The 13,424-nt window shown below is 71.3% G+C and carries 12 protein-coding genes; 1 reads left to right on the top strand and 11 read right to left on the bottom strand.

Annotation, left to right across the window (positions count from 1 at the left end):
• Nucleotides 1–285 precede the first annotated feature (285 nt).
• The 11 genes from BCD48_RS33700 to BCD48_RS33650 all read right to left on the bottom strand — a co-directional run bounded on the left by BCD48_RS33700 (nt 286) and on the right by BCD48_RS33650 (nt 11,615).
• Nucleotides 286–1,173, bottom strand: a complete 888-nt coding sequence (locus BCD48_RS33700) for an SDR family NAD(P)-dependent oxidoreductase (protein ID WP_071052423.1) — start codon at nt 1,171–1,173, stop codon at nt 286–288.
• 5 nt (nt 1,174–1,178) lie between these two features.
• Entirely contained in the window at nt 1,179–2,243 is a 1,065-nt protein-coding gene (locus tag BCD48_RS33695; RefSeq protein ID WP_071052422.1) for a phosphotransferase, read from the bottom strand.
• A 394-nt stretch (nt 2,244–2,637) separates the two neighbouring features.
• Complete coding sequence (locus BCD48_RS33690; protein WP_071052421.1) at nt 2,638–3,072, bottom strand: nitroreductase family deazaflavin-dependent oxidoreductase; 435 nt, start codon at nt 3,070–3,072, stop codon at nt 2,638–2,640.
• A gap of 73 nt (nt 3,073–3,145) precedes the next feature.
• A complete protein-coding gene (locus tag BCD48_RS33685) occupies nt 3,146–4,393 on the bottom strand; it encodes a cytochrome P450 (protein WP_071052420.1) in 1,248 nt (415 codons plus the stop codon).
• A gap of 35 nt (nt 4,394–4,428) precedes the next feature.
• Entirely contained in the window at nt 4,429–5,217 is a 789-nt protein-coding gene (locus tag BCD48_RS33680; protein WP_071052419.1) for an SDR family NAD(P)-dependent oxidoreductase, read from the bottom strand.
• A gap of 4 nt (nt 5,218–5,221) precedes the next feature.
• On the bottom strand, nt 5,222–5,452 hold the full coding sequence (locus tag BCD48_RS33675; RefSeq protein WP_071052418.1) for a ferredoxin: 231 nt from the start codon (nt 5,450–5,452) through the stop codon (nt 5,222–5,224).
• Nucleotides 5,453–5,455: 3 nt separating this feature from the next.
• Nucleotides 5,456–6,664: an amidohydrolase family protein gene (locus BCD48_RS33670; RefSeq protein ID WP_071052417.1), complete on the bottom strand. Its 1,209-nt coding sequence runs from the start codon at nt 6,662–6,664 to the stop codon at nt 5,456–5,458.
• A 123-nt stretch (nt 6,665–6,787) separates the two neighbouring features.
• Nucleotides 6,788–8,257, bottom strand: a complete 1,470-nt coding sequence (locus tag BCD48_RS33665) for an aldehyde dehydrogenase family protein (RefSeq protein ID WP_071052416.1) — start codon at nt 8,255–8,257, stop codon at nt 6,788–6,790.
• Nucleotides 8,258–8,440: 183 nt separating this feature from the next.
• Complete coding sequence (locus BCD48_RS33660) at nt 8,441–9,880, bottom strand: thiolase family protein (RefSeq protein ID WP_241842199.1); 1,440 nt, start codon at nt 9,878–9,880, stop codon at nt 8,441–8,443.
• Complete coding sequence (locus tag BCD48_RS33655; protein ID WP_491677190.1) at nt 9,877–10,395, bottom strand: Zn-ribbon domain-containing OB-fold protein; 519 nt, start codon at nt 10,393–10,395, stop codon at nt 9,877–9,879. The genes BCD48_RS33660 and BCD48_RS33655 overlap by 4 nt, the downstream gene beginning before the upstream one ends.
• Nucleotides 10,392–11,615, bottom strand: a complete 1,224-nt coding sequence (locus BCD48_RS33650) for a CaiB/BaiF CoA transferase family protein (protein WP_071052471.1) — start codon at nt 11,613–11,615, stop codon at nt 10,392–10,394. The genes BCD48_RS33655 and BCD48_RS33650 overlap by 4 nt, the downstream gene beginning before the upstream one ends.
• 490 nt (nt 11,616–12,105) lie before the next feature.
• On the opposite strand from BCD48_RS33650, the gene BCD48_RS33645 reads away from it, so the two are divergent.
• Entirely contained in the window at nt 12,106–13,383 is a 1,278-nt protein-coding gene (locus BCD48_RS33645; RefSeq protein ID WP_071052415.1) for an ABC transporter substrate-binding protein, read from the top strand.
• Nucleotides 13,384–13,424 lie beyond the last annotated feature (41 nt).

Genomic DNA, 13,424 nt, shown 5'->3' with positions numbered 1-13,424 from the left:
TGCCGAAGAATGCCGGTCTGACACGCGGGCCGGGCGTAATGCCCTGTCCGCGGGCCGGGCGTTACGCCCGGCAAGCCGGACGGCCGCGTCAGGCGTACCGACCGACCCACTGAGCCGTCGACCCACCGGCTGACCGATCGGTCGTCCGGCTGCCGGACGGCCGTGCCAGGCGTACCCACCCACCGGCCCGTCGACCCACCGACTACCGACTGACCGATCGGTCGTCCAGCGCTCCTGCTGCCCCTCGGCCGCCCCCAGGGCCGGCCAGGAAGCACCTTCACATCTTCAGGAACTACCAGGTGTACCGGGCCAGCCGGGCAGGAGGCCGAGGTCACGGCATACCAGCTGGGCCTCGATGTTGCGGCCGTCCTTGGTGGAGCGCATGGGAGGCGACGAGTCCTCCATGACCGCGTCGGCGGCGTCGGGGTTGGCCACCAGCCAGGCGACCACCGCGCCGACCACGTCGGGCGGGGCGGCGCCGGACGCGTCGAAGCCGAAGCCGCCCATGTCCTGCGCCATCCGCTCGGTGGCGATAAAACCGGGCTGGACGTTGTAGGCGCGGACCCCGCGACCCGCCACCTCAAGGTGGAGGACGCCGGCCACACGGTGCAGGGCCGCCTTGCTGAGGCCATAGCCAAGGCCCCAGCCTCCCTCGCCGGCGGCTGCCGGCGGGTCGTGGAAGCCCGCGCCGGACGTGATGTTCACGATGCATCCGGACCCGCGCTCGAGCATGCCGGGCAGCACTTTCTTGATGAGCGCCAGGGGAGCCAGGACGTTGGCCTCGAGGTGCAGTTCCAGCAGTTCCAGTGGGGTTTCCTCCAGGTAGTCCATGTGACCGGGGCCGACGTAGCGGCCGTTGTTCACCAGCACGTCGACCTGCCCCCAGGCCGCCAGCACAGCGTCGGCGGCGGCGACCACCGAGGCGCGATCGGTCAGGTCGGCGGGGACGGTGAGCGATCGCGCGCCTTCCGCCTCCACGAGCAGGGCCGTCGACGAGAGCGACCCGGGGAGGGGACTGGTGTCGGAACGGCGCAGGGTCGAGGAATGCTCGCGCTCCTCCCCGTCCTTGACGGTGCGGGCGGTGATCGCGACGTCAAAGCCGGCCCTGGCGAGGTGCACGGCGATCGCCTTGCCGATGCCGCGGCTGGCGCCGGTGACTATGGCCGTCGGCATCGCGGTCAGCCCTCGTCGACGAGGACGGCGGTCAGGGAGTCGTGGTCGGCGACGGCGGTCCCGATCCGGGTGAGCAGCACGTTGGTGATCTCCGGCTTGACCTTGAGGGTGATCCCCCAGAGGTAGAAGCCCTCGATGATGCCCCGGCGGAACCCGGTCCAGGCGTCGTCGAGCGGCGGGGCGTCGACGCCGCCGGCGCGCAGCTCGTCGAGGTAGTGGCGCAGCAGGTCGCGTTCGTGGCCGCGGCGGTCCTCGACGGTCAGCGCGGACGCGATGTGGTAGCCGACGTCAACCCACCACGGGCCGCGCTGCGCGAGCTGCCAGTCGACGAACGACGGCCGGCCCTCGGGGTCGAGGTAGACGTTCCCGACGTGCGGGTCGCCGTGCACGACGCACCAGGGGGACGCGGCGGCGACCATGGCGGCGAAGCGCCGGTAGGCGTCGACGAGCCGCTGGGCGTCGCGGACCTCGGCTGGCACGCCGGCGCCGATCGGGCCGGTGAAGTTGCCGTTGATCTCCTTGAAGCCGCGGTGCTTCAGATGGCCGTCCAGCCGGGGCGCGAGCCAGCCGACGTCCGCGAGCGCGGGTACGCCCCAGGTCGAGGCGTGCAGCCGGGCGAGCTGGGAGAGGCTCACCGCGGCCTGGTCCGGGGTGTACGGGGCGAGGGCGTCGAGGAAGACCGAGCCCTCGGCGACGATGTCCCGAGTGATGACCAATCCGGCGCCGTGCTCGGGGTGGACGTCGGCATAGACGGCGCTCAGCGTGCGTACTCCGGTGGAGTCGGCCAGATCCCGGTAGAAGTACGCCTCATGCTCTCCCGTGCCCGGTACAAGAGTGCCAGACTCGGTGAAGAACCCCTTGACGCACAAGGCCAATGGCGCCTTGTCCTCGCCCAGGCCATCACAGTCGACCTCGAAGCGGGCGTTCGTCGCGACCCGGGCGATGACGGGACCCCGGGTGACCCCGTTGACCCGGATGCCGGGGTACTGCTTGCTGAGGATCCCGGCCAGCCAGACCGGGGAGAGCATCTCGTCGAGGGTGTCGGGCACCCGGGGCGCGACCGTGCTCATAAGGCGGCCCCGACGGCGGCGCTGTCGCTGGAGGTTGGGACCGCGGCGCGCGGCGCGGGCGCGGTCTCCGTCGGGACTCGGGGGAGCATCTCTTCTCCTTGGTCGCGGTGGTTGGCACGAGGCCATGAAAACGGAACGGCGGCAATCCTGACACCGTGGGCGGCGAGTTCTCCCTGGTGGTCATGCTGTCGGCGGGCTTGCTCACGAACGCCGGACGACTCACGAACGCCGGGCGACTCACGAACGCCGGGCGACTCACGAACGCCGGGCGACTCACGAACGCCGGGCGACTCACGAACGCCGGGCGACTCACGAACGGCCGGACGGCTCACACCCGGCCCGGCGGGACGGCTCGCATACGGTCCCGGCGGGACGCTCACAACAGCGGTGGTGCTCACGAACGGCTGAGCACCACCAGCGGAATGACCCTTTCGGTGCGCGTCTGGTAGACGTCGTAGTTCGGCCAGGCGGCCGTCACGATCTTCCAGAGGCGTGGTTTCTCCTCGGGGGAGGCTGCCCGGGCGACGACCGGGATGTGCTCGGCCTTCACCTGGATCTCGGCGGCCGGGTCGGCCTGGAGGTTCAGGTACCAGGCGGGGTGCTTGGGCGCCCCGCCGGTGGAGGCGACGACGAGGTAGTCGTCGCCGTCGCGGGCGAAGATGAGCGCCGACGTGCGTGCCTGGCCCGTGCGGCGGCCGGTCGTGGTCAGCAGCAGGATCGGGACGCCGTTCCACAGGTAGCCGACCTCGCCGTCGGTCTCCCGGTAGGCCCGGATGTGGTCCTCTCCCAGCAGGGTGAGTTCGGGCCGGACGTAGGTTGGTTCGCTCACGGAGTTCTCCGGATGTCGGATGGCGTGGCGGGCCTGGACCCCCGGTGGTGGGCTGGCGGTCCGGGCCCGGTCATCAGTCGAACAGGACGGGGATGGCGGTCGCGCCGCGCTCGTACATGCCGATGTAGCGCGGGGGCTCGGCGCCGGGGTCGAGGCGCAGGTTCGGCAACCGGTCGAGCAACGCGTTGATCCCGACGCGTATCTCGGCCCGGGCGACGTGCATGCCGAGGCAGATGTGCGGGCCGCCGCCGAACGCCAGCGACGGCCTCAGCTGCCGGGACGGGTCGAACTCGTCGGGCCGGTCCCAGCGCAGCGGGTCCCGGTTCCCCGCGCCCACGCAGATATGCAGCACCGACCCCTTCGGCAGCCTGGTCCCGTAGAAGTCGACGTCGCGGGTGACATGCCGGGAGAACATCGGGTCGGTCGGCATCCAGCGCAGCGACTCCTCGATCGCCGGGCGCAGCAGCGACGGGTCGCCGCGGACCGTGCGCAGCACGTCCGGGCGCTGCAGCAGCGCGGTGAGCGTGATGCCCATCTGTTTCCAGGTGGTGCCCGACCCGGCGGTGAGCAGCAGCAGCGAGAACGAGTAGATCTCGGCGTCGGAGAGCCGGTGCCGGCGGCCCTCCTCATCGGTGATCTCGGCCTCGGCCAGGACGCTGATCAGGTCATCCGTGGGCGACGCGCGGCGGGCCGCGACGATCGGTCGCAGCATCTCGATGACCCTCGGAGGGTCATTGAGCGCGGCGCGCAGGTCGAGCGCCCGCTCGACCGGCACCCCGAAGCTGCCGGTGATCGTCAGCACCGGGATCGCCGCGCAGAAGTCGACGTTGAGCTCGGCCCGGCCGTCGCCCGCGAAGCTGTCGACGAGCAGGTGGACGGTCTGCTCGATCCAGTTGCGGATCCACCACTCGGCCCGCTTCGGGACGAACGACGGCTGAACGAGCGCCCGGTAGCGGCGGTGCTCGCCGCCGTCCATCGACAGCATGCTGTTTGTCGCGCTGGCCGGGCCGGTCTGGATGTTCACCGGCTCGGGGGAGGCGGCGAACGTCTCGGCGTCCCGGTAGACGGCGTCGCAGGCGGCGTAGCCGAACACGGAGAAGTGCGGCCGGTCGTCGAAGGGCAGGCCCTGGAACATCAGTGGCTCATTGACGCCGGTGAGCTCGTGGACGGTGCCGGCGTGCACCGGCCCGGTCTCCCGCAGCCGGTGCCAGACCGGGTAGGGGTCCTGTTCGAATCCGCCGCCGGAACGGGCGTTGTACGAGCCGCGCAGGTCGAAGAGTTCCTGGATGCGTGCTCGGTCGAGGGTGGCGATCTCGGTCATGGAAATGTCCGCCGTTTTCGGTTGGGGCGTCGCGGCTAGCGCGCGACGTAGCCGCCGTCGACCGGCAGCAGGACGCCGGTGACGTTCGCGGCCCGGTCGCTGACCAGGTAGATGGCTGCCTCGGCGCAGTCCTCGGCGGTGATGGGCCGGCCGAGCGGGTGGTTGGCCCCGGTCGTCTCGGCGACGCGGCGCAGCGTCTCCTCGTCGGTCGCCGCCATGCCGCCGGCCGCCATGAACCCGGTGAACGGCATCCCGGCCGGGCAGATCGCGTTGGCCCGGATGCCGAACGGCGCGCCTTCTATCGCGGCGGCCTTGGTGAGCTGATGCACCGCGCCCTTGGTGGCGCCGTACACGGAGCCGCCCCAGCTGACCAGGCCGGCGACCGACCCGGTGTTGAGGATGACCCCGCCACCGCCCTGCTCCTTGAACCGAAGGATCGCGTGCTTGGTGCCGAAGAACACGCCGGCGAAGTTCACGCCGACCAGGCGCGCGAAGTCCTCGGCCGTGTGGTCCTCGAGCTTGCTGCCGAGCCGCGGCGTCGGGATGCCGACGTTGTTGAACAGGATGTCGAGCCGGCCGAACGCCTCGGCGGCGGCGGAGATCATCGCGGCGACGTCGTCCTCGTTCGACACGTCGCAGCCGACGGCGATCGCCGTCCCGCCGGCCGCCTCGATCTGGCTCACCGTCTCCTTGACCGGTTCCAGCCGGATGTCGGCGCAGACGACCCGGGCGCCCTCCTCGGCGAACCGTAAGGCGGAGGCCCGGCCGACGCCGGAGCCGGCGCCGGTGACAATGGCACTCTTCCCGTCCAGCAGGTTTCCCATCAGGTCACGCTTCCTTCTTGTCGCCGGCCAGCAGCGCGAGCGCGCTGGTCGGGCAGGCTTCCACCGCGGTGCGGACCGCCGCCTGGTCGGCGCCGTCCGCCTCGCCGACGACCATCGCCTTGGCCTCGTCGTCGTGGGTGAAGAAATCCGGGGCGTAGACGACGCAGATCCCGCTGCCGATGCACTGCTCCCGGTCGACGGCGACCGACCAGCCAACGGGGGCGGACGCGGCCATGGCTCAGGCTCCGGCGAGGACGGGCGGCTCGGCCGGGGTGAACCGGTAGAGGCGCTCGGCGTTGCCGCGCAGCAGCTTGTACTGGGTCTCGGCGGGCAGGTGGCCGATGACGCTCTTCACCGTCTGGATGCAGTTCGGCCAGGTCGAGTCCGAGTGCGGGTAGTCGGTCTCGCACATGATGTTGTCCTCGCCGATCTCGGCGAGGCTGGCGATGCCGTGGTGGTCCTCGATGAAGCAACCGTAGATGTGGTCGCGGAACGTGGCGCGGACGTCGAGGGTGTCGAGGTCGACGCCGGTGGAGCCGCCGTGGTCCATGAACTTCGCGCCCCGCTGGACCCAGTAGCGCTGCTTGTCGAGGACCTGCTCGGCGCGCTCCAGGTAGTACGGCATCCAGCCGATCTCGCCCTCGGACAGGGCGATCTTCAGCTTGGGGTAGCGCTGGAACATGCCGGAGAACAGCCAGGAGAGCATGGCGCCCGAGGTGCGCATCGCGCCCCAGGTGAGGTTGGCCAGGAACGGCGTGTTGGAGGCGATCTTCGGCACCTGCGACGAGGAGCCGACGTGCATGGAGGCGACCATCTCCAGCTCGTTGGCGGCGGCCATGACCGGGTCCCAGTAGCGGTCCGGATCGTGAATGGTGGGCAGGCCGAGCGGCTCGGGGTTCTCGGAGAAGGCGAACGTCGTGGCGCCCTTCGCGGCGCAGCGCTCCAGCTCCGCCGCGGCGAGCTTCGGGTCCCACAGGGGTATGAGCGCGAGCGGGATGTAGCGGCCGGGGGCGGCGGCGCACCACTCCTCGATCATCCAGTCGTTGTAGGCCTTCAGGCAGACGAGGCCGAACTCGCGGTCACTCGCCTCCATGAACAGCTGCCCGCAGAACCGGGTGATCGTCGGGAAGCACAGTGAGGCGAGGATGCCGGCGCGGTCCATGTCCTTGACCCGCTCCACCGGGTCGTAGCAGCCGGGCCGCATCTCGCTGTAGGGCAGCGGCTCGGGGCTGAACTCCTCTTTCGTCTTGCCGGCGACGGCGGACAGGCCGGAGCTGGGGTAGCGCTTGCCGTCGTACACCCAGTAGTCCATGCCGCCTTCGTTGACCATGTGGGGGGCGCGGTCGCGGTCCTTGCTCGCGACCCGGTCGATCCACACGTGCGGCGGCTCGAGGATGTGGTCGTCAACCGAGATCAGCCAGTTCAGCCTGGGGTCGTCAGATGACATGGGGTACTCCTTGTGCTGAGGCTTGTGCTGGGGCGTGCCAAGACATGCTGGGACGGGAGGCGGGTGCGAGCCGGGTCCGGAACCGGTTCCGGGACTGGGACTGGGACGGGATCCGGGATCGGGTCAGCGCAGCTCGCCGATGGACAGGTGCTTGACCTCCTGGAAGGCGCGGATGCCGTCGGGGCCGCGCTCGCGGTCGAGACCGCTCTGCTTGTAGCCGCCGCTGGGGGCGTAGGCGCTGAACACAGAGGTGTTGACGTTGACCGCGCCGGTGCGCAGCCGGCGGGCGACGGCGGTGGCCGTGGCGACGTCCTTGCCGTACACCTGGCCGGACAGGCCGTAGACGCTGTCGTTCGCGATCCGCACGGCGTCGTCGAGGTCGCGGTAGCCGATCACCGACAGCACCGGGCCGAAGATCTCCTCCTGGGCCGCCGGGTTGGCGTTGTCGGGCACGTCGAGGACGGTGGGCTCGAAGTAGTAGCCGCGATCGAGGCCGGCGGGCCGGCCACCACCTGTGGTGACCTTGCCGCCGTGCTGCTCGGCCAGCGCCACGTACCGCTCGCAGCGCGCCCGCGCCGCGTCGTTGATGACCGGGCCCATCATCATGCCCGGGTCCGACGGCGGACCGACCTTCAACGACCCGTAGGCGCGGCTGACCGCCTCGACCACCTCTTCCTTGCGGTCCGCGGGCACGAGCATCCGGGTGGCGGCGACGCAGGCCTGGCCGGCGGTGGTGGCCACGACCATGATCGCCCCGGTCGCCACACGGTCGACGGCGTCGGGCAGGTAGATCTGCGCGGACTTCCCGCCGAGCTCCAGCGAGACCCTTTTCACCGTCGGCGCCGCCTGGGCGAGGATCCGCTTCCCGACGGCGGTCGAACCGGTGAACGACACCATGTCGACGGCCGGATGCGTCGTCAGCAGCTCGGCGCCGGCGGCGCCCTCCTCCACGACGACGGACAGGACTCCCGGCGGCAGGCCGACCGCCTCCGCCGCGGCGCCGAACACCAGCGAGGAGATCGGCGTCAGCGGGCTGGGCCGCAGGACGACCGAGTTGCCTGCCATCAACGCCGGGATGACCTTCTGGAATGCCATGATGATCGCGCCGTTGTACGGCGTGATCGCCGCGACCACGCCGATCGGCTCGTGCCGCCGGACACTGAGCGCCACCCGGCCGAGCACCAGCTCGTTGACGGGGACGGGGCTTGCTTCCTCGTGCCGCATCGACTGGTAGAGGTCGATCGTCGCGCGCCCGAGTGCCAGGCCGGAGGCGAACTGCGCCCGTTCCGCGTACGCGACCGGCTGGCCGGCTTCGGCGATCATCGTGGCGACGAGCGCGTCGTGCGAGGCCTCGATGTGGTCGAGGAACGCCAGGAGCACCTTCGCGCGTTCGGCCGCGGGCTTGTCGGCCCACACTCCCTCGTCGAAGCTGCGCCGTGCCTCGGTGATGGCCCGCTCGATCTCGGCGAGCGGTGTCACGCCGATCTCGGCGACCGTCGACTCGTCGGCCGGGTTCTCCACGGCGAACGAACCGTCGCCATCCACCCATCGCCCGGCGACGTACGAACGCCGTTCCTCGATGATTGCCGGCACCCCGGCCTCCCAACTGGACTACTGGATTCGCGTACCTGGGTTCGCGCCCCCCGCGGACCGCGCGCGCCGGGTCCTGGCGCTGGGTTCGGAACGGGGCTGCGTTGTCGTTGTCGTTGTCGTTCTCGTTGTCGGAGCGGTCCGCGCTCTCGGCGCGGACCGCGCGTTAGAACGGGTCAGAACGGGTCAGAACGGGACGGCGCTGTAGACGACGGCGCCGCCGTAGTGCGGCGACGAGTGGCAGGCGACGCCGATGGTTGCCTTGTCGCGCTGGCGTTCGCCCGCGCGACCGGACAGCTGCAGATAGCACTCGAGCATCTGGGGGACGCCGTGCATGCGGCCGTTCCCGAGCGCGCCGCCGCCGGACAGCGCCGGCAGCCCGTCTGGGCGGTCGGCGTCGATGCCACCGGCCTGGACGAAGCGGTGCGCCTCGCCGACCGGGCATAGGCCGAGAACCTCCAGCCAGAAGTACACGAACGGCGAGAACCCGTCGTACACCTGCGGAAGGTCGATCTCGGCCGGCCCGACCCCGGAGCGCTCCCACAGCCGGCTGGCCAGGCCGAAGCCGGCGTCCATGATGTCGTCGAGCGGCCAGTGCTGCGCCAGCCGGCGCCGCGGCGGCAGGCCGGACGCGTAGCCGGCGATGTAAACCGGCTTGTTCGGCAGGTCCGCGGCCCGCTCGGCGGAGGTCAGGACGAACGTGGCGACACCGTCGACCGGGATGTCGCAGTCGTACCGGCAGATCGGGTCCACCAGCGTCTGCGCGGCCAGGTACTCCTCGGCGGTGAGCGGCTTGCCGTGCCAGTACGACCAGGGGATGCGTGCGCCGTTCTTGCGTGCCTCCACCAGCACCGCCGCCATCGCCTCCCGGCTCGCGCCATAGCGCGCCAGGTACTCGTTGTACGGAAGGGCGATCATCTGCAGCGGGCCGAAGAAGCCCTGCGGAACGGTCCACTGCTGCCAGCCGACCGCCGCCTTCATCGGGTTGGCGTGATAGCTGCCCACCGGGTTGTGCAGGGCCCGGTGCAGCAGTACATAGTCGGCGGTGCCGCTCGCGACCGCGTTCACCCCGAGCGCCAGCGACCCGGTCAGCGCACCCACGCCGTCGAAGCCGGCGGTGTAACGCGCGTCGGCGCCGAGATGCGCGGCCATCCACTGCGACGACACGATGCTCGTCCCGTCCTCGACCGCGTGCGCCCCGGCCGTCGGGAACATGGAAGCGCTGACGAACCCGTCGACGTCGGCGACCTCGAGGCCCGCGTCGGCGATCGCCCGGCGGGCCGTGTCGACGGCGAGGACACCCAACGGTTCGGGCGCGTGCCGGCGGACGAGGCTGTGGGCGTAGCCGACGACGGCCACCTCGTTGCTCGGCCGGCCGCGTCGTTGCTGGCCGCTTCGAGCCCAGCTGCGCCGCTGCCGGTCGCTGGTCGCCCCACTGGCGCTGCCGCCGCTGTGCTGCTGGTCGCCCCGCGCCCGGTCGCCCCGCGCCCGGTCGCCCCGCGCCCGGTCGCCCCGCGCCCGGTCGCCCCGCGCCCGGTCGCCCCGCGCCCGGTCGCCCCGCGCCCGGTCGCCCCGCGCCCGGTCGCCCCGCGCCTGGTCGTCGCGCGCCGCGTCGTTCTCGCTCATGCCTCACCCGCCAGCTCGAAGGCGGGAATGGCGACCTCTGGCGCCACGTCCTCGAACGCGACGGTGACCGGGGTGCCGACGCGGAGCGGCGCGTCGGGCCCGTCGAGGAGCCGGCCGATCAGGCGCAGCTCGGACTGTTCGGCGAGCTCGACGTCGACGAGGACGAAGGGCACGTCGAAGCCCGGGAGGAATGACTGGCGGACCACTGTCCACGACCTGACGGTCCCGCGGCCGCCGACCGGCTGAAAGGTGAAGCCCGGGTCGGTGCTGCCGCAGTGCGGGCAGATGATGTCGGGTGGGTGGGTGAAGGCGCCGCAGCGGGCACAGCGAGCGATCATCAGCTCGTGGCGGGCGACCGCGGCCCAGAACGGCGCGGACTGCTCGTCCGGCACTGGCAGCGGCCGACGAGTGGGCGTGGCGGCGGGTGACGCCGTGGACGCGTCGGTCGGCGCCGTGGAGGTGTTGGCCGGCGTGGAAGTGTCAGCCGGCGTGGTCGGGGGTGCCGGGGCGGTCACGGGATGACCTTCGCTTCGTTCAGCTCGCCGATCTGCTCCCAGGTACGGCCGAGCTCCAGCAGGATTTCCTCGGTGTGCTCGCCATGCTCAGGGGCACGCCGCAGCGGCGGCGGGCGCTCGTCGAACTGCACCGGAACGGTCGGCAGCCGGTAGGTCGACCCGTCCTCGACGTGGACCTCGCCCAGGTAGTCGTTCGCCAGCACCTGCGGATCGGTGAGCAGCTCCTCCACCGCCTGGACCGGCGCCCAGGGCGCGTCGATCCCGGACAGCAGATCCTTCCACTCCTCGAAGGTGCGGCTGGCGAACTCGGCGTCCAGCTCGGCGACGCAGGCATCCCGGTTCGCGCCGCGCGTCCGCAGGTCCGCGAACCGCGGGTCGGCGGCCAGGTCGTCGCGTCCGAGCAGCTGGCAGAAGTCCGCCCAGTAGCGGTCAGCCTCGAGGAACACCAGCTGGATGTGGCGCCCGTCCTTCGTCCGGTAGGTGCCGACCAGCGGGTTCGGGCCGCCGGTGCGGCCGGGCATGGCTCGCGGCTGAGTGCCGGACAGCGCCGAGAGCACGTCAGACGACAGCGTCCACATCGCCGTCGCGAGCAGCGAGACGTCGACGACCGAGCCGGAGCCCGTCCGTTCCCTGCGCAGCAGGGCCGCCGTCACGCCGAACGCCAGCGCCATCGCGCCGTTGCGGTCGCCCATCGCGCCGCGCTGGCTGATGGGGTAGTCCCGCTCCGGCGGGGTCAGCACGTGCGCGAGGCCGCCACGCGCGAAGAACGCCGACGAGTCGTAGCCCGGCCGGTCGGCGTCCGGCCCGCGGGCGCCGAAGCCGTGGCCCCGGGCGTAGACCAGCCGCGGGAAGCGCTGGCGCAGGGTGTCGGCGTCCAGGCCAAGACGGGAGAGCGCCCCGGGCCGGAAGTTCGTCAGGAACACATCCGCGGTCGCGAGTAGCTCGTCCAGCAGGGCTCGTCCCTGCTCACGGCGCAGGTCGAGCGCGATCGAGCGTTTGCCTCGGTTGGCCAGGGCGACGGACAGGTTGACCCCGCCGCTGTCGGTTCCAATGCCCTGGGTGGCCAGGCCCCGGTATGGGTCGCCTTCGAGGCGTTCGATCCGGATGACATCCGCGCCCCAGTCGGCCAGCAGCGCGCCGGCGACCGGGACGAACACCCATTGCGCCAGCTCCACGACGCGGACGCCGTCCAATGCGCCTGGAGCCTCGGGTGGGTCCAGCGGGTCTACCGGGCCTGCTTGGCCTGACGTGTCTAACTCGGCGTCGTCCACTCGACGGACCTCCCCTCGCGTCGTGCCGCACCCCTCGGCCGTGCCGCAGGATGTCACGACGCCTCGCACTGTAGAACGGGACTCTCGTTGCTGAGAAGCCCTCAATTCACTTCTAGGTAGAGCTTGACGTCCCCGTTGAATGTTGCGAGCATGCGTGCACTCCCGGTGCGCGGACGGCTCGAGCCGGCGCCGAGGTCTCGTTCGGCGGCCATGTCCGGCTGCTCACACACCTGCGGCGGGTCCCCGATCCCGAGGCGCGCCGCTGAACGCTTCGATTGACGGCTGCGGCGTGCCCTGGGCGTGGTTGCCCGCCTGCTCGTCGTCCCGACTGATCATTCCCAAGCCGTCGCCGCTGGGCGGGGCTTCGACCACGAGGTGAGGGCAAGTGGCACACACGAGGGGCCTGCTGGGCAGGCCGAATCGCCGACGTTCACGGCGGATGACCGGCCGGTTATCCGGTTTATCCCGGTCTGCCGGGTTATCCGGGCTGGTCTTGGCACTCGCCGCGACCGTTGGCCTCGCGGCCTGCGGGAGTGACGACGGCGGTGGTGGCGGCACTCCGGCCGCCTCGACAAGCGCGGCGACGTCGTTGCTCGGCCCGTCCGCGCCGGCAAAGGGTGCGCCCGTCAAGATCGGGATCGTTACCGAGGGCAAGTCGCAGGTCTCGGACATGTCGGCCCAGAACACCGTCGCCGACGGTACCGCGAAGTGGCTCAACGAGCACCGCGCCGGCATCGCCGGCCGGCCGATCGAGCTGGTCAAGTGTGACGCTCTGGGCGACCCCGGCAAGGCGACCGACTGCGGGAACAAGTTGATCGAGGCCGGGGTCGTCGCGGCCGTGTTCGGTGAGTCCGCCGTCATGCAGGACGCCTGGAAGCCGCTGCACGACGCCGGCATCCCGGTGATGCTCTACGCCACCAGTGAGCGGGCGCTGCTCGCGGACAAGGACTCGACCTTCATCCTGTCCGACCCGTCGGCCGGGCCTATCGCCGTGCCGATCCAGGTGGCCAAGGACAAGGGCTACAAGAAGGTGACGTCGATCGTCATCGACGTTCCGGCCGCGCTCGGCCTGGAGACGACGGTGGCGCCCGGCAAGTACAAGGACGCGGGCCTGGAGCACGAGCTCATCCGGATCCCACCGGGCACCGCCGACATGACGCCGCAGCTTGGACCCGTCGTCGCGGGCGACCCCGGCATGGTGTTCGTGCTCGGCAACGACTCGTTCTGCATCAGCGCCTTCAACGGCCTGCGCGCGGTCGGGTACACCGGCCAGATCACCAGCATCGCCCAGTGCATCACCGACGCCACCCGCAAGGCGGTGCCGGGTGACCTGCTCAAGGGCATTGAGATCACGGCGTCGGCGCCGATCGGGACCGACAACCCCTCCACCCAGCTCTACAAGGCCGTGGTCAGCGCGTACGCCAAGGGTGTGGACACCAGCCAGATCGGCGGGATGAGCATGTTCAGCGCGCTCGCCGGCTTCCAGATCGCGACCTCCAAGATCAGCGGCGACGTCACGCCCGCGAGCATCCTCAGCGCGGTCCGGGCGATGCCGGAGGCGGAGCTGCCCGGCGCCGGCGGGCTGAAGTTCAAGTGCGACGGCAAGGCCACCCCGCTGTCGAGCGCCGTGTGCACCCGCGGCTCGCTGGCCGCAACCCTCGATGCCAAGGGGAATCCGAGCAGCTACGAGTTGGTCGGCACCTCCGCTGCCGGCTGAGCCGGCTCGCGACCCCGGGGCCGGGAACCATCCCGGCCCCG

Origin of the sequence: Pseudofrankia coriaricola (genome assembly GCF_001854805.1) — a bacterium.
In the GTDB taxonomy this organism is placed as follows: Bacteria; Actinomycetota; Actinomycetes; order Frankiales; family Frankiaceae; genus Pseudofrankia.
Note: the sequence above shows the minus strand (reverse complement) of the source record. Positions and strands in the feature narration are given on the sequence as shown.